The organism is Bacteroides sp. (assembly GCF_052357945.1).
Classification (GTDB): Bacteria; Bacteroidota; Bacteroidia; order Bacteroidales; family Bacteroidaceae; genus Bacteroides.
In genome coordinates this window covers 17,377-34,443 of record NZ_DAWCXD010000051.1, presented here as the reverse complement: position 1 = coordinate 34,443, position 17,067 = coordinate 17,377, and the positions used below count along the sequence as shown (strand labels likewise).

Here is a 17,067-nt window from a genome sequence, read left to right as displayed (position 1 = left end):
ACAAAGGTAAGAAAACACAAAAATAAAGGCAAGACGGCATCGCGGAGACGCTTACGCCCTCACGTAAGCGCTTCCACTAATCTGCACCTACAACAAACTGTTATCATCTGATATACTGAACATTAATTATTTCCGCAAGAAGTATTAACAGCTATCACCTCAAGTATTAACACTGTAGACTTCAGCCATTAATAGTTGAAAAATCAGGTATTAACACATGGGAAATGGAGTGATAATACCTGATCAATGGTTTAATATCATCTGAAACAACAGGTGAAACGAGCGTATAGATACAGATGAAAGCATCATACCATAATAAGATTGCAAATGGCTTATCCATTAGGAAAGTTCCAGTTTCCAATAGGGCGAATGACAGTTTCATATAATGATACTAACGTTTCCCGGTGAGAGACTATAGTTTCCCCGTAAGGAAACTACATTTTCCCCATAGGGAAACCATTGTTCCCCCATAGGGGAAACTTTAGTTTCAAGCCTGCGAACAGATTGTTTCAAGCCTCTAAACAAATTATCTGAAGCTATGAAACAAATTTAAGCTGCTGCTGACCGGAAATTAGCCAACCAGTAATCACAGGAAAAACACAACTTACCCGACAACTGAAATCAGGATGATCCACACACAGCGTATGCGACTAGAAAGACGTATTCTTACTACTCTATGAGAACAAATCATTCAACGCTTCGCTCATGCTGGGATGAGTAAAGATGAAATCACGCAGGAAAGTATAATTCTGACCTGTTTTCATTGCCATGGCAACTATATTGATGACTTCGCCGGCATCAGGCGCAAACAGCATACAACCTACTATTTTTCCCGTATTCTTATCAATGACAGCTTTCAACAGACCGTCCGTCTCTCCCAATGTCTTTGCTCTCGGTATCGCCATAACAGGCAATTTCTTGATAATCACATCCAAATCCTGCTTACGAGCCTCATCCTCATTCAATCCGATACGCGCCATTGGAGGATCAATAAATACGGAGTAAGCAACCGGATTACGGTCACTTGTTTTCCGCTCCTTATCTCCAAACAAATCTTCACGGATAATCCGATAATCATCCAATGAAATATAAGTAAACTGCAAACCACCTTTCACATCACCCACGGCGCGTATATTCGGATTAGTTGTTTTCAGATATTCATCCACAATGATCGCTCCACGCACGTCCGTCTCCACTCCGGCAACTTCCAGATTCAGATCTTTCGTATTGGGTTTGCGCCCCGTAGCCAACAAGACAGCATCAGCTTCAAGTCCGAACGCTTCACCTGTTTGTGAGTCAGAAAAAACAACGACAGCCCTATTTTCAACATACTTCACAGATTGTACCTTCGCGTTCATCCGAAAAACAATACCTTTTTTCTCCAATGCTTCCTTCACACTTGCAGCAATGTCACGATCTTCACGAGCAATCAGTTCCGGATAACTCTCAAGCACCGTCACCTGCGAACCGAACGAAGCATACATAGACGCAAACTCTAAACCAATATAACCGCCGCCAACAATAACCAGCCGACGGGGAAGATCGGTTAATTCCATGATTGAAGTACTGGTATAAACCAAAGAATTGTCCGCAACTCCTTCGATAGGCGGAATAATTGTTTCCGCTCCGGTGTTGATAATTATTTGCTTTGATGTCAACCATATTTCTTCAGTAGATGTACGGACGGAAACCACATCGGCAGATACAAAAGAACCTACACCTGTATAAACTGTTACATTAGGATGATCTGCCAGATTATGGTAATTCTTATCTCTCAACGCACTTGTCACAGACTCCTTCACAGCAATAGCATTGCGATAAAACTCTCTTCTTTCTTCAAACGTCGAATTCTTCATGCCGGAAGCAATTTTAGCCTGATGAACCAGCGTCTTTGTCGGAATACATCCGATATTGATACACGTCCCTCCATACATTTTATCAGAACGTTCAACAATAGCAACTTTCCGCCCACGTTTTGCAAACTCTGCCGCAAGGGTCTTTCCTCCCTTACCGAAACCGATAATAATAACATCAAATGCATTCATATCTATATAACTTTTAATGGGTTCAAGACTTGCTTATTAGGTTAACAACGAATGATATTGCAAAGTTCGTCGCTTTCGAAGTAATAAACAATAACCATTTCGCCGGATAAATTAGCAATTATTCCCGTATAAGGTCAAAGTAATAAATAATCAAAAATCGCCGGAACAGATCAATGATCTGCCCGGCGATATCTCATCTTAAACCAATCTCCACTTACTATATATCAATCAACGATTCGGGTGAATGTCCAACTTCACCGGTTTAATCATATTTTCCGGTTTTAAGATAGTATCCAGGTCTTCCTTGGAAAGAATGTTATGTTCCAAAACAAGTTCATAAACTCCCTTCCCTGTTTCCAATGCTTCTTTGGCTATTTTAGTAGAGTTCTTATATCCAATCACCGGATTCAAGGCTGTCACTACTCCAATGCTGTTATGCACATCTCTCCGGCATTTTTCTTCATTAGCCGTAATGCCGTCGATGCATAAGGTGCGCAAAGTGTCAAAACCATTCATTAGTAAATCGGCAGACTCGAAACAGCATTGTGCCATCACCGGCTCCATTGCATTCAGTTCCATTTGAGCTGCTTCACCGCTCATGGCCACACAAAGGTCATTTCCTATTACCTTGTAGGCCACCTGGTTCATCACTTCAGGAATCACCGGATTCACTTTTCCGGGCATGATGGATGAGCCCGGCTGCATTGCCGGCAGATTGATTTCTCCCAATCCACAACGCGGACCGGAAGCCAGCAACCGCAAGTCGTTACATATCTTATTCATTTTAACAGCAATACGCCTCATCACTCCCGAATAACCTACCATGCAGGAAGTGTCCGAAGTAGCTCCCACCAAATCGTCTGCTAGTTTGATATCCAATCCCGTAATCTTGCGCAAAGCGGCAATGCACTTCTCCGCATATTCCGGTTCGGCAGTGATTCCTGTTCCAATGGCTGTTGCTCCCATATTGACTGCCAGAAAATCTTGTGCAGCAAAATCAAGGTTCTTTACTTCATGTGACAAAATACTTGCAAAGCCATTAAAGGTTTGCCCAAGAGTCATCGGTACGGCATCTTCCAATTGGGTACGCCCCATTTTGATGACATGTGCAAACTCATTCGCTTTCTTCCGGAAAGACTCGATCAGAACCTCCAAATGCTTAACCAATTTCAAATGAGTATAATACAGTCCAATGTGAATGGCTGTAGGATAAGCATCGTTGGTAGATTGCGAACGGTTGACGTGATCGTTAGGCGAACAGAATTGATACTCTCCCCGCTGATGCCCCATCAGTTCCAATGCCCGGTTGGCAATCACTTCATTGGCATTCATGTTGGTGGTCGTACCGGCTCCTCCCTGAATCATATCTACCGGGAACTGCTCGTGATGCTTTCCTTCGAGTATTTCTTTACAGGCTCTCAAGATAGCATCCGCTTGTTCTTCAGTTAATAAGTCCAGTTCACGGTTGGCAACGGTGGCTCCCATCTTCGTAATAGCCAATGCCTGAATGAACAAAGGATATTCATTCAAATGAAACTTGCTGATGCGAAAGTTTTCAATGCCACGGAGTGTCTGTACTCCATAGAGTGCACTTTCCGGCACTTCACGACTACCTATCAGGTCACTCTCTGTACGAGTTTTTTTTGATAAATTTTGTTCCATATCGGTTGTTTTATAGTAATAACGTTTTCGTTAGTTCTTATAATAACCAACCAACGATGTTATTGTTTTAATAAATATGCAAAAACTATTCAAAGACTTTTTTGTTGTAAATAGAAGAAAAAGAAAATACAAAGAGAAGAATCGCTTATCTTTGTTTTTGAATTTAAAACAGCAATCTATGATATTACAATTAGCATTTGTTCTGACAGCCATTATTATTGGCGCACGCCTGGGAGGTATCGGACTTGGCGTAATGGGAGGCGTAGGGTTGGCAATACTCACGTTCGTTTTTGGTTTACAACCCACTGCACCTCCCATCGACGTTATGTTAATGATTGCCGCCGTAATCTCTGCCGCTTCCTGTATGCAGGCGGCCGGAGGTTTGGACTATATGGTGAAACTGGCAGAACATTTGCTTCGTAAAAATCCTTCACACGTCACTCTGCTTAGTCCGCTGGTGACTTACCTCTTTACTTTTGTAGCCGGAACCGGACACGTGGCTTATTCCGTACTGCCGGTAATTGCAGAGGTTGCCACCGAAACAAAAATCCGTCCGGAACGTCCGTTGGGTATTGCCGTCATCGCTTCCCAGCAGGCCATTACGGCAAGTCCGATCTCTGCCGCTACCGTGGCACTTCTCGGACTTTTAGCCGGATTCGACATTACCCTGTTCGACATTCTCAAAATTACGATTCCCGCCACCATCATCGGAGTGTTGGTAGGCGCCTTGTTTTCCATGAGAATCGGTAAGGAACTGGCGGAAGATCCCGAGTATCAGAAAAGATTGAAAGAAGGTTTATTCAACAATAAAAAGGTGGAGATTAAAAGTGTCAAGAACAAACGTTCGGCAATGATTTCCGTTATCATCTTTATATTGGCAACTGCTTTTATCGTGCTTTTCGGTTCTTTTGAAGGAATGCGCCCCAGTTTCCTGATTGATGGGGAAATTGTCACTTTGGGAATGTCTTCTATCATCGAAATCGTGATGTTGTCGGCTGCCGCAATTATCCTGTTAATAACGAAGACAGACGGGATCAAAGCAACGCAAGGTTCTGTATTTCCGGCAGGTATGCAGGCGGTGATTGCCATCTTCGGTATTGCCTGGATGGGAGATACCTTTCTTCAGGGAAATATGGGACAGCTGACTCTCTCTATCCAGGGAATTGTGCAACAAATGCCGTGGTTGTTCGGTGTCGCCCTGTTTGTGATGTCTATCCTGCTATATAGCCAGGCTGCCACTGTACGGGCACTCGTCCCTCTGGGCATTGCGTTGGGGATTTCTCCTTATATGCTGATCGCTTTATTCCCAGCCGTGAACGGATATTTCTTTATTCCGAATTATCCTACCGTGGTGGCTGCGATTAATTTCGACCGTACCGGGACAACAAAAATCGGCAAATATGTGTTGAATCACTCGTTCATGATGCCCGGTCTGGTATCGACCGTTGTGGCTATTGCACTAGGTTTGCTTTTTATACAAATATTCTAATAGATTCATTTTATTAACCTAAACATCATTCAGTTATGAAACAATTCAAAAGCTTTGGACTGGTAGTAGTCACACTACTATTTTCCGTAACTATGGCATTCGCCGCAAAACCGAATATTCATATTCTTGCTACGGGAGGAACCATCGCGGGTACGGGAAGCTCGGCTACCGGAACCAGTTATACGGCAGGACAAGTTGCCATCGGTGCACTGCTCGACGCTGTGCCTGAAATTAAAGACATCGCCAACGTAACCGGAGAACAGATTGTCAAAATAGGTTCACAGGACATGAACGACCAGGTTTGGTTGACGCTTGCCAAGAAAATCAATGAACTACTGAAACGCCCGGACATTGACGGCATCGTGATTACTCACGGAACAGACACCATGGAGGAAACAGCTTACTTCCTGAATCTGACTGTCAAGAGTGACAAACCGGTGGTATTAGTAGGCGCCATGCGTCCGTCTACCGCTCTAAGTGCCGACGGCCCGTTGAACCTTTACAATGCCGTTGTTACCGCAGCCGCAAAAGAATCGAAAGACAAAGGGGTATTGGTTGTCATGAACGGCCTTATCCTCGGAGCGCAGAGCACGGTTAAAATGAATACGGTCGATGTACAAACTTTCCAGGCTCCCAACTCCGGCGCACTGGGTTATGTACTGAACGGAAAAGTGTTCTACAACCAAGTAACGCTAAAGAAACATACTACCCAGTCCGTTTTTGATGTCACTCATCTGAACGCACTTCCCAAAGTAGGTATCGTGTACAGCTATTCTAACATTGAGGCCGATATGGTAACTCCGATGCTTAGCAACGGATACAAAGGTATCATCCACGCAGGAGTAGGAAACGGAAATATTCACCAAAATATCTTCCCGGTACTGACGGATGCCCGCCAAAAAGGTATTCTTGTCGTTCGTTCTTCCCGTGTCCCGACCGGACCTACCACACTGGATGCAGAGGTGGACGATGCCAAATATCAGTTTGTAGCTTCGCAGGAACTGAACCCGCAGAAATCTCGTGTTTTGTTAATGCTTGCACTAACAAAAACTACAGACTGGAAACAGATTCAGCAATATTTCAACGAATACTAAAAACCTGACTTACTTATGAAAAAATGGATATTCATGCTGCTCCTCGCGGGTAGCATACAGGGAATATATGCTCAAAAAACAGAGAAAAAGGAGAAATTCAATCCGAACACTCCCCTGTTTGAAGAGCTGACAGACGTGAAAAAGAAAACAGATAAATTCAATCTTTATCTGAATATGCAAGGGAGCTTTGACGCTCATTTCCAGAATGGTTTTCAGGAGGGTGACTTTAATATGCACCAGCTTCGTATCGAAGCCAAAGGAAATATCAACAACTGGCTGTCTTACCGCTATCGTCAGCGCCTCAACCGCTCGAACGATGCAAACGGCATGATTGATAATCTCCCGACTTCTATCGACTATGCCGGAATCGGTATCAAACTGAATGACCAGTTTAGTCTTTTTGCAGGAAAGCAATGTGCCGCATACGGTGGTATCGAGTTCGATCTGAATCCGATCGACATCTATCAATACAGTGATATGATTGATTACATGAGTAATTTCATGACCGGATTGAATGTTGGTTATAACATTACTCCCGAACAGCAGCTTAATCTGCAGATATTGAACAGCCGTAACAGTTCTTTCGATAATACTTACGGAATCACAGAAGATGCCGAAGGTAATCTCCCCGATCTGAAATCGGGCAAAATGCCACTGGTTTATACATTAAACTGGAACGGTAATTTCAATAATGTATTTAAAACCCGTTGGTCGGCTTCTGTTATGAACGAGGCCAAAAGTCACAATATGTATTATTATGCTTTAGGTAACGAGTTGAATCTTGGGAAATGGAATGCTTTTGTCGATTTCATGTATTCAAAAGAGGATATTGACCGCAAGGGAATCATTACCAGTATCGTAGGTCGTCCGGGCGGGCATAATGCTTTTGATGCGAACTATCTTTCGGTTGTTGCCAAGTGTAATTACCGCTTTCTTCCGAAATGGAATGTTTTTGTGAAGGGTATGTACGAGACGGCTTCCGTAGGCAAGGCGTCCGAAGGTATAGAAAAGGGAAATTACCGTACCTCCTGGGGATATCTGGGCGGTATCGAATATTACCCGATGGAAACCAATCTGCACTTCTTTGTTACCTATATAGGACGTTCGTATGATTTCACTTCCCGCGCCAAGGTGCTGGGACAGGAGAATTACAGTACTAACCGTATTTCTGTAGGATTTATCTGGCAGATGCCTGTATTCTAACTCTAAAGCAAGAAACCGAGATGACAATAAAAAATACCCGATAGCTTCTTACAACAGTTATCGGGTATTCTTATATGTTCGGTCTTTTTAAATCAATACTCTTCCTCGTTAAAGAAATTTATCCATATTGATTATCAACACATTATGTCGTAATTACTGAAATTTGCGCAAACAAACTGCACCATCTGAAACGGGCTGGGGCGATGGGAGGAAAATTTGGACAAACAAACTAAAAATCTATTTCATTGTTCTCTTGCTGCTCAGGCTCATCCTCCTTTGGACAAGCAATGGTTTCTATCTCTTTTAACACTTCTTCTATTTGAACTTTTTCGTCCTCTGTAATACTCTCATGAAAGTCGCTGTCTAATGACTCTCCTGCTATTAGACATTTTATCATCTCGATATAGGAAAATGGGATTCCCATAGTTCCTTTGAACATAGTTACTTCCACATCATCCTTTTCATTCTTTTTGAATATTAGCTTCATGTTGTTTAATTAAACTTTTTCAAATTATACTTTTTTACTCTTTTCTTAATCGATGCCTTGCCACCGTCGGTCTGGTCTGCAATCAGGTCTAGCACCTTCTCTTTCCCAATCCGACCTTCTAGCGAGGCAGAACGGATTGTGATTTTCTTCCCGTCGTTCTTGCAGAGCACAATGGTCTGCGCATCAGCCATCATTGGAATGGTGGCGTTGTGGCTCACTAGTATCACTTGTTTCCTGTACTTCACCTTTTTGATGGTTTGAACCAGCGCCTCGTTGATATACTTCACTGCCAGATTGTCTTCTGGCTGATCAATAATGATAGGCGAATTGCCACCATCATAGCCTAGTATCAAGTCTAGCAGAATGGCCGACTTCCAGCCGGGGCTCATTTCGTAAAAATTCCTGCCGTCAGAAGACACAATTTTATACGACGTATGGTCATTTTTCCGTAGGTATTCATAGATAAAGTCGCCCAATTCCTTATATGAGTTCACCCTCGGACGTTGTTTGAACTTCGTCTGGTACATATTCTCCGGCATCACATCGTTCATATTCCTGAAGTGGTGATTCAGATACTTGTTCAGCACCTCCATCAGCACTTCTTCGTTAAACTTGAATGTGTTTTCAATGTACAGCGTGTGTCCAGTGGCATTCACCTCCTTGGTGGTAAACGACCTGTTCATCTCAGTTAGTTTCACTTTCTGTTCAGCAAAACTGCGGCTGTATTTCACGTACTCATGGAGGTGCTGCATCAGTTTCCTGCGGTTTTGCAAGTTACTCTGGTTCTGTCCCTGCCTCGTTTGCAGTTCTTCGTCCTTCTCATCCTTGCGCGTCGCTATCAGTGCTGCCACATTTTCAAATAGCACAGCGCCCCTTCTAGCTTTAGCGAGTTCCTTCAGTATAACCTCTACCTCCTTACTGATATTGCTTGTAAACGGATTCTCGTTTACAAACTTTTCCAACTCCATCATATCTTCAACATCGGCATTGTACTCCTCCTCTGGATAGGCGCATCTCTCCTCTTCATCATTTTTGGGCATCAGTGGCTGGAAAATGTTTCCCTCAACTTTACCCTTCGTAATCAGTTTGCCTGGATGTGGAATGTCCTTCAGCCAACGCTCTATCTTCTCAATGTTTTCCACGCAGAGTAGCATCTCGTCCACTATGCGTTTCAAGTCTGCCAGCGTTTTGCTGATTTGTCGCTTCACGTTGTCATCGCTCGGAAATGCTTTCTTTAAGATGGGAATCTCGTCTATCGAGGCCTCATCATTCCTGTTCACCAAATCTGCTATAAAGTTTTGGTGAATGTAGTACGGATGAATTTCCGATGGGTTCGTTACCTCTATGTTATCCACCTTGAACTTAGCATATTCCGAATGTTGTAAATCCTGTTCAAAGAACTTGTTCAGCGAGTCCACAAACAGCGTTTTGCCAGATGACGAGCCTCCTATCACCACATTAAGTCCTTCTGTTAGTTCCACGTCAATATCTATCAACTCGTTTGACAACTTTACCTTACTTATGTGGTCGCATTGTATCTGCGGCTTCTCCTTCTGGTAGAACAGTCTCGAACTCTCCGAGAGTGACAATCTCACGCCGTCGTATGTCGGTTCGGCTATCATCCACGTAGGCACAAAAGGCGAAGCCTCGCTTGATTTAGGCTCAGGATAGCGGCTAGGAACATAGTTGTCCGAGCAGGTCAGCAGGTTCACAAACTCCGCTATGCCCAGTTTGGCAAAATACTCTCGTGTAGCTTCCAGTCCCTTGTCCTCACGTGCGGTAAAGCCGTCAAACTGGTTGTAGTAAATACTGCGGCTGATGGCGTTATCCACCTGTTCACCCTCATGCAGCGAGTAATTAAACTGTCCGTGCCTCTGCCCTGCATGTGGCAGTAGCATAAATTCAAATGGATCGAAAGCATTGATTACTTTTTGTATATCGGGTATTGACTGCTCGGTTTTGCATGGCAGTTTGTTTGTGTACAGTTTATCCAAGATGTCGTTCAGCGCCTTAATATTCTCCTCTGTTACATCCAGATTAAAATAAATGTGGCAGTGGAACGCCTCTACATCATCGTGGTTCTTGATGTGTAGTTCTGCACCCAGCAGCAGGTTCACCCCGACTGCCTTGGCAGCCAGGTACGCTTCCTTGTTGATGGTGTTGTGATCGGTGAAGCTTATCAGGAACGGTTCATCTCCATTATATTCTTTAATTTTTCTCACTAAAGTAGCAACATCATATCCTGGTGTAGGATGAGCTGCATCGGGGTAAGTATGAATATGTAAATCTATATATATCGGTTGCATATTAATTAAAAGTATTCATCTATTATAATCAAAACTGCAAATGAGGTTTAGTTGACAAAATAACAATCACACAAACTCAAAATAAGGGTGTTCTGAGTAATCATAGTCATCTTCATTGAGCATAGGATTATTCACGAAGAACGACTTTTTATAAAGTTCACGAGCAAAAGGCGTTACAATCTCAATGTCATTCTTTGTATATACACCTATTTGAGGACGATTAAGCAAACCAGCTTCAATGAACATAGGCATGATACAATAAATTCCGTTAGGTAAGGAACGGTTGCTGGCATATATTGAGGACATTCTGTTCAATAGTAAGGGAGTTGATACTTCCTCCTGTACATGAAAAAAATTGCCTAGTATTGTCAGTGAATCATATCCGAAAGTATAGGCGGCATTAATGAGAGCCGTAAAAATGATAGCCCGGTCTCCTTTATATTTGGTAGCTGCCATATATTCCTGCCTATTTGCTTCAATATATGGAAACAAAGGATTACGCAGTGTTAATTTACCAATAATGCTACGAGCTTTATTAATGCGATTTTCCCCTTGGAATTCTCCTGAAGCGAGAGCTGCAGCATATTCTGGTGTAAAGCAACCATCAAGTGCAGCCTTCATAGCCATCTCAATAACACTGATACTTATACGTTGATTGATCCCCACTCTCTTTTCCATATTTATTTCTTTTCAATTTTAACAAAAGGGATTACCACCTCCAAGAAGTGAGCACCGCCATGAGTTATACTATCTTTATTATTGAAACTCTTTGTATTGCGCCAAACCGCCCAATTATCATGGACAAATAATTGACTGTTAATTTCCTGATTTGACTGCAAAAAATCATGTAAGTGCTCTATATTATTATAGATAAGATGCCGCTTACCACGACTTTCTTTTTCATACAAGTACGTTCTTTCTTGCGAATTAAGTAAACGCCAAGGATTAGCTAGCACATTACCATGATCTGTTGTGATATATATTTGATAACCTTGTTCGTGCAAAGCTTTTATATCATTAGCAAATTCTTCCGTCCAATTCTTCGTCAAAACAAACAAGTCTTTATTATTATCCAGAGAATGCATTTTCTCATCAAGACTGACATCCACAAAAGCCAAACGACTTAAGTTGTCATTTCCTACACTCAAACCTCCATGAGTATATTCAACTTCATAGTCTTGCATACGTTTGGAAACTTGTCTTTGAGATGATGTCCAATAATCCACCCAAAGTCGACTCTCATCAGTAGGAGATTGCCTATAATCCATTCTTGGTGCTTCTCCACGAAAGATAGCCTGTCTTGATAGTTTTGTAATTGACGGCAACCAAGCAAAAGTAATATCTTTTTGCGTTTTAATTCCTTCCTCATTAAGAGCTTTATCCAATATCAGATACTGCCAATAGGTCATACCATCAACTACAAGTAATGCGACCTTGTCTGTCCTTTGATGTACATGAGTCAGATGCGGTAAAATTTTATGTACCATCTTAGGCTTCTTTATGGAAGACGAGTTGATAAAAGAGAAATACTTACTATTGATGAATATTTGAAAATCATCATTCAATTCCTCAATAATCGATTCGATTTCCTTATATGCACCTTTCTCTATAGCTCTCATCAAAATTGTGCATATGCTTTCCATCGTTTCATTCTTCTCCCACTGTAATGGTATAGCCTTCAAGGTTGAAATTATCTCTTGAGGATCTATTCCATACAATTCCTCTGACTCTAGCAATAAATAACGAGTTTCTTCCTTTGTAAGGTTTCGCGTTAGCTTTTTATTGAAGATATATGAGGCCATACCAAACGTTAGTTTGGCATGAAGAAGCTCGGTCTCATTACATGCAGGCATTAGTTTAGCTATAGTAAATGTGGGTGCAATATATAAATGAGACTTTATATCCGGTAAGATCTCATCAGTATTATCTACAATATAGCATACATGATTCTCTGAATGTTTATCTTCGAGTTCATATCGTACACGAAGTTCAATACCAGATGCGATGGGTAATAACAACAAACCACTTTCATCCAACACTTTTTGCTGCGTATCAGCTGCGCACAAAAATCCATCAGGATTCTTGACCACACTAAGACGCATAGCTTCTGTTGTCAGACATTTAACTATTCTATGTACAAATTCATCCATCGACTCTCACTGTTAAAATTAGTTTTACATCTGGAACTACGCTTCGTCCTTGAGCAAAGGCATTGTTCCATTCCTCTTTTTCCTTCAAAAGTCGGCTCATTTTAGCCCTTTTAATATTTTCAATGCCAATCCTTGATATACGTTGCTCTGCAAATTTCAGAGCGCGTAATTTCTTCTCTGCGATAATTTGTAGATTCGATTGAATCTCGCTTTCCATCCGATGAAAGACTCCATGCAGATTGTTATTCAACTGCTGATTATTTTCCAAATCAATTGAACATTCTCTTTCGTTCAAATATCCGAAACAATTCTTCTCCTGTACCAACCTGTTCCATACATCATTTCCATAAGGAGCAAAAACCTTCCCGGTGTCTGCCATAAATTGTGCAGAGTAGGTTGTTTTGGTTTCATTGGTGTTTTTTGCAGATATTTTCCATATCGTAAGATAACCTGGTGTGTCACCTCCATCATGCGATGCTATAACAGGAACCATTGTTTGAGAATTGCCGTCAATTCCATCCAAAAGTCTCTTTATCATCGGATGTTGCAGAGTAAAATGTTCTGCTTCGGGATTATCACCATTCTTATTTGAATCGAAAAAGGCTGTTATTTTTTCATTTTTAACAGTATAGGTCGTTACACTATCCAGGCACTTGTCAATAGTGCCATTAACACTCTTGGTATATAAATCCATTAGCCCTTCAAGCCATACAGGTAATGGGCTGAATTTTATCTCCTCTGCATTCTCAATGTTAATATCTTCTTCGTTGAATACCGGTAACGCCCCTTCTGTAGATTTATATTCCTTCAATTTGCCCCGAATCTCATATAACCAACTATCACTGGCAAAATCAAATCTTTTAGGATCCAATAATGATTGCATGTACAAATGATTGACTCGTTTCATATCTATGGTTGAGTCCAATACGTCACTTGTCTTGTCAATACCTAATTCCTGCAAAATTGCATCTAATTTTTCTACAATAATTTGATATACGCGTGTATCTACTGTATTATCTGTAAGCATATTGAATGCTATTACTGGGCTCTTTTGCCCGATACGGTCTACACGTCCAATTCGTTGTTCAATCGCCATCGGATTCCATGGCAAATCGTAATTGAATACGATATGGCAAAATTGCATATTCAACGATTCCCCGGCTGCATCTGTAGCAATCATGACATTGGACTCATTTTTAAACTTTGCAAGAGCGCGCTGGCGTTCTTGCAAATCCATACTTCCATTGATGCAGATAGTTGTTAATCCGGCTTGCTCAATCTGCTTTGTTAAATATTCTTGCGTCTTTCGGAACTCCGTAAACACAAGTATTTTTAATTGAGAATCTCCATACTCTTCTCTCAGGTGATTAATTTTTCGAATAAGGGCTGTTGCCTTAGCATCTTGCTCATTAGCCAAGCAATACTGAGCTTCCGTAATTAGTTCCTTTAATTTATCTTCTTCATTAATGAAACCGTTTTGAATATCAACAGAATACTCATTCATTAAGAGTTCATCAAAATCCAGTGCTCCCTCCTCGTCATAATCACTGATATCATCAGCCATTTCTTCATTTTGCAGTCTCCATAAACGAGTTTCCATGGCAGCCATGATAGCAGCTGTACTACTACTTGCCAATTTCTGCATCATAACCATAACTAGTCCTGTTGCATTACGGCCACCTCTCTTTGCGCGTCCAAAACAATAACGGACATAGTCTGTAACGTGCTCATAAAGCATTTTCTGTAAATGATGAAAGCTATCGTCCAATGGGACATCCAAGCGGATGGTTTCACGTTTTTGGAACAGTCTCTTCCCATTATAGTCCACGGCATAACGTTTTTCAGAACGCATTACGTATGGTGAGATCTCATCAATACTCGGCATACCTTCTCCGGAAAAGGCATCAGCATCCATCAATTGAAGCACCCGACGAAAATGGTCACTCTTTCCTCTATGTGGAGTCGCAGAAAGTAGCAAAACATTCGGCACAGCATTACAAAGCGTTTCTGCAAGTTGATATCTAGACACTTGCGCTGTACTTCCTCCCATTCGATGGGCTTCATCAATGATAATCATATCAAAGTCAGCATTTACTACCGATTCAATACGATACTTATTATATTCATTAATCTTGTCTTGGCTCCATCCCTGACGCTGTGTAACCGGTTTTATGGCATCTAATGATACAATAATTTGGTTATGTTGTTTCCAAAAGTTCAACTCCTCTTCCGCATCAAAACTTGCAAATGTTTTTGCCATTCCAGTAATGAAATCACTGTCGTAGATAAAGAAGTTCTCATTGAAATGTTCTTTCAACTCCTGTTGCCATTGTATCATGGCTGATTTGGGAACAATCAATAGTGTACGCTTGATTTCTCCCCGTAATTTTTTCTCCTTTAGAATCAATCCGGCCTCGATGGTTTTACCCATACCGACTTCATCTGCTAGCATAAAACGGGTCTGCACACCTTGCATCACTTTTTCCAATACCAAAATTTGGTGTGGAAGAGGAATAAGGCTACTTTCATAGGGGGCTAACAAACGCTTTTGCGCCATTTCCTCTTTGATACGGGCAGCAATAGCAATGTACCTCACGTATGACATTCCGTCCCGTGAATTCTCTTGCGTGTCGTCCTCCAAATCAGAGCGCAATACTTGTGCAAAGGAATCATCTTCTAGAATATGAATCCAAAGTGTTTCCTTGCCAAACAGCATTTTGCTGCCAATTACCTCTATGTTTTTGCCTTTATACTTCATTACTCATTATTGTGTTCACTCGATGACGGACTCTGTCTCCAATTTATTTTTTTGCAAACAAACCTGCAAACAAACCTGCAAACAAACCTGCAAACAAACCTGCAAACAAACCTGCAAAATTATCTTCGTATTCGCTTGTATTTCACGTTATTAGGTACACTATCTTCTGTTTGCATAATCTCATTTTCTTCTATCAATTCTGAAAACAAACGAGAGACTTTTGATCGATCTTTTTCTTCCAACTTCAGTAGTATACGTGCTTCAGTATTGTTTATCGTACCAACGGAGTCCAAATAACGCAATATGGCTTCTTTCTGCCTAGCTTTCTCCTGTTTCTTCGTATTCACATACTCTATCTTGTCTCCCATACTTGAACGTTTGCTAATATGGAGTATATACGCCCTTCCAGAAGTCTTGCCAGTCGGCTCAATAAATTCCATACTGTGAAGCTTGTCAAGTATTGCTTGTAACCTATACGAGCTAATGTTTGGAGACATAGCAAGATCCGCTACCTTAACTTGTTTGTGATTGATAATCTCGGAAAGAATCAATAATTCATCCAGTTTCATTGGCCTTCCTTCCTGGCTTTCGTATTGTAAAGAAAGTTCTATAAGTTTCTCAGATACGACATCTGCCTTTATGCGGAAGATGACAGATGATTCTGTCTCTTCGGGTTCAGGTAGAGATTTTCCTTTTTTTAGCAGGTCAGTAAATACTTTATCGAAACCACTTCCGGCTTTCTCTGCCATTCCTATCTCACGCAAAATATCCATAATATTCGGATTACGTGGATTGGTCTTGCGTAAATAGTTTTCAGTGGTGACGCCCTCCGGGAAAGGTCCAGGACTTTCTATTTCCAAATAACCGCCATCATCGAACTTACGGATTTCAATAATTTGTTGTCTGCTCAAACTCCTATGAGCAAGCGCATTAATAAGCAATTCTCGAAGTACTATTTCAGAATAGTCTTCAACATATTCTCGGAATAATCCGAAAATATACTCTTTCTGACGGATTTCAGCCTTCAGCTGTGCAAAGCAGTTCTTTGCCACCTCTATGATGTTGCCTTTGTATTCATATGGCTTATACGTCCCATCAGCAAAATAATGAATGTATTTTACCTCATAAAATGGCAATTCTTTCAAAGCATTCTGATTGCCGACGAAGAGTATGCCTGTTGTTGTCGGCAGGACCTCATTGCCTTCCTCTTTGGTCATGCCAAGCGAGTCGAGAAAATCTTCCCGAGTTTTATCCAAATAAGGACTATTGGGATCCCTTGCTTCAATTAGTCCAAGAAGATTCTGCAAACGATTCTCATCAATCCAGTCTCCATATATTCTCCATCCCTTTTGATCATACACAATAAGGCCTTTTTCCGACATGATAGTTGCCATCTCATAAGGTTCAATAGGACGATTACCATCATTGCTGCGGATTAGAAACTCTCCACGACTTGTACGATGGAGTTGTGAGGAAAAAGGAACTTCCAGAACGAGCAAATCTTTTCCTTCTACCTTGATTTTATGTGGAGTTAACGTGATTGTTGGTTCTGTGCGGTCTTGTACTTGATGTATGAGTTCAAATACTTTCTCATTGTCATAAATGAAATCATTGTTAATTTCCTTTGTTCCATCTACAATGCCGATAAACAGAAATCCGCCCTTGTTGTTCGCAAAGGCAACTACGTCTCTAGCGGTCTCATCGTATTTCGGAGCGAAGTTTTTCAATGATTTACCGAATAACATCTTATCCTCCAACTGTTCTTTGAAGTCCATGATGTCACATTCGCCGCGTTCCAATAGGCTATAAAACCACTGTACACTCAGTTTTGTATATTTCTTCATACTTAATAATCTTATCGTTTACAAATATA

11 protein-coding genes are annotated in these 17,067 nt (G+C 41.3%); 3 read left to right on the top strand and 8 right to left on the bottom strand.

From position 1 onward, the window contains the following. Positions 1-674: 674 nt before the first annotated feature. Complete coding sequence (locus tag ACT8YW_RS11395) at positions 675-2,045, bottom strand: FAD-dependent oxidoreductase (RefSeq protein ID WP_444104975.1); 1,371 nt, start codon at positions 2,043-2,045, stop codon at positions 675-677. Between the two features lie 228 nt (positions 2,046-2,273). Further along, positions 2,274-3,707: an aspartate ammonia-lyase gene (locus ACT8YW_RS11390; protein ID WP_004310906.1), complete on the bottom strand. Its 1,434-nt coding sequence runs from the start codon at positions 3,705-3,707 to the stop codon at positions 2,274-2,276. 178 nt (positions 3,708-3,885) lie between these two features. Here ACT8YW_RS11390 and ACT8YW_RS11385 point away from each other — a divergent pair, with 178 nt between their 5' ends. Genes ACT8YW_RS11385 through ACT8YW_RS11375 form a run of 3 tightly spaced genes read left to right on the top strand, consistent with a single transcriptional unit; the run spans position 3,886 to position 7,493 of the window. Beyond that, on the top strand, positions 3,886-5,196 hold the full coding sequence (locus ACT8YW_RS11385) for an anaerobic C4-dicarboxylate transporter family protein (RefSeq protein WP_195357610.1): 1,311 nt from the start codon (positions 3,886-3,888) through the stop codon (positions 5,194-5,196). Between the two features lie 35 nt (positions 5,197-5,231). Further along, positions 5,232-6,290, top strand: a complete 1,059-nt coding sequence (gene ansB / locus ACT8YW_RS11380; RefSeq protein ID WP_444104972.1) for an L-asparaginase 2 — start codon at positions 5,232-5,234, stop codon at positions 6,288-6,290. 15 nt (positions 6,291-6,305) lie between these two features. Continuing rightward, a complete protein-coding gene (locus ACT8YW_RS11375; RefSeq protein WP_444104970.1) occupies positions 6,306-7,493 on the top strand; it encodes a porin in 1,188 nt (395 codons plus the stop codon). A 229-nt stretch (positions 7,494-7,722) separates the two neighbouring features. Here the strand turns inward: ACT8YW_RS11375 and ACT8YW_RS11370 are convergent, their stop codons facing one another. The 6 genes from ACT8YW_RS11370 to ACT8YW_RS11345 all read right to left on the bottom strand — a co-directional run bounded on the left by ACT8YW_RS11370 (position 7,723) and on the right by ACT8YW_RS11345 (position 17,038). Further along, positions 7,723-7,980, bottom strand: coding sequence for a hypothetical protein (locus tag ACT8YW_RS11370; RefSeq protein ID WP_250716297.1), 258 nt, complete (start codon positions 7,978-7,980; stop codon positions 7,723-7,725). A 5-nt stretch (positions 7,981-7,985) separates the two neighbouring features. Continuing rightward, positions 7,986-10,286 carry a hypothetical protein gene (locus tag ACT8YW_RS11365; RefSeq protein WP_250716298.1) on the bottom strand — a complete coding sequence of 767 codons (2,301 nt, stop codon included), beginning with the start codon at positions 10,284-10,286 and terminating at the stop codon, positions 7,986-7,988. A gap of 66 nt (positions 10,287-10,352) precedes the next feature. Continuing rightward, a complete protein-coding gene (locus tag ACT8YW_RS11360; protein ID WP_250716299.1) occupies positions 10,353-10,964 on the bottom strand; it encodes a hypothetical protein in 612 nt (203 codons plus the stop codon). 2 nt (positions 10,965-10,966) lie between these two features. Continuing rightward, positions 10,967-12,436, bottom strand: a complete 1,470-nt coding sequence (locus tag ACT8YW_RS11355) for a PglZ domain-containing protein (protein ID WP_444104967.1) — start codon at positions 12,434-12,436, stop codon at positions 10,967-10,969. Next, positions 12,429-15,194: a DEAD/DEAH box helicase gene (locus ACT8YW_RS11350; RefSeq protein WP_444104966.1), complete on the bottom strand. Its 2,766-nt coding sequence runs from the start codon at positions 15,192-15,194 to the stop codon at positions 12,429-12,431. Before ACT8YW_RS11350 ends, ACT8YW_RS11355 begins: the two co-directional genes overlap by 8 nt. 119 nt (positions 15,195-15,313) lie before the next feature. Next, entirely contained in the window at positions 15,314-17,038 is a 1,725-nt protein-coding gene (locus ACT8YW_RS11345; protein ID WP_444104965.1) for an RNA-binding domain-containing protein, read from the bottom strand. Between the last annotated feature and the right edge of the window lie 29 nt (positions 17,039-17,067).

What these genes read in the sequence shown, in the direction of transcription:
- ACT8YW_RS11395 (WP_444104975.1), bottom strand. Translation starts at nt 2,045, where the DNA reads ATGAATGCATTTGATGTTATTATTATCGGTTTCGGTAAGGGAGGAAAG.
- ACT8YW_RS11390 (WP_004310906.1), bottom strand. Translation starts at nt 3,707, where the DNA reads ATGGAACAAAATTTATCAAAAAAAACTCGTACAGAGAGTGACCTGATA.
- ACT8YW_RS11385 (WP_195357610.1), top strand. Translation starts at nt 3,886, where the DNA reads ATGATATTACAATTAGCATTTGTTCTGACAGCCATTATTATTGGCGCA.
- ansB (WP_444104972.1), top strand. Translation starts at nt 5,232, where the DNA reads ATGAAACAATTCAAAAGCTTTGGACTGGTAGTAGTCACACTACTATTT.
- ACT8YW_RS11375 (WP_444104970.1), top strand. Translation starts at nt 6,306, where the DNA reads ATGAAAAAATGGATATTCATGCTGCTCCTCGCGGGTAGCATACAGGGA.
- ACT8YW_RS11370 (WP_250716297.1), bottom strand. Translation starts at nt 7,980, where the DNA reads ATGAAGCTAATATTCAAAAAGAATGAAAAGGATGATGTGGAAGTAACT.
- ACT8YW_RS11365 (WP_250716298.1), bottom strand. Translation starts at nt 10,286, where the DNA reads ATGCAACCGATATATATAGATTTACATATTCATACTTACCCCGATGCA.
- ACT8YW_RS11360 (WP_250716299.1), bottom strand. Translation starts at nt 10,964, where the DNA reads ATGGAAAAGAGAGTGGGGATCAATCAACGTATAAGTATCAGTGTTATT.
- ACT8YW_RS11355 (WP_444104967.1), bottom strand. Translation starts at nt 12,436, where the DNA reads ATGGATGAATTTGTACATAGAATAGTTAAATGTCTGACAACAGAAGCT.
- ACT8YW_RS11350 (WP_444104966.1), bottom strand. Translation starts at nt 15,194, where the DNA reads ATGAAGTATAAAGGCAAAAACATAGAGGTAATTGGCAGCAAAATGCTG.
- ACT8YW_RS11345 (WP_444104965.1), bottom strand. Translation starts at nt 17,038, where the DNA reads ATGAAGAAATATACAAAACTGAGTGTACAGTGGTTTTATAGCCTATTG.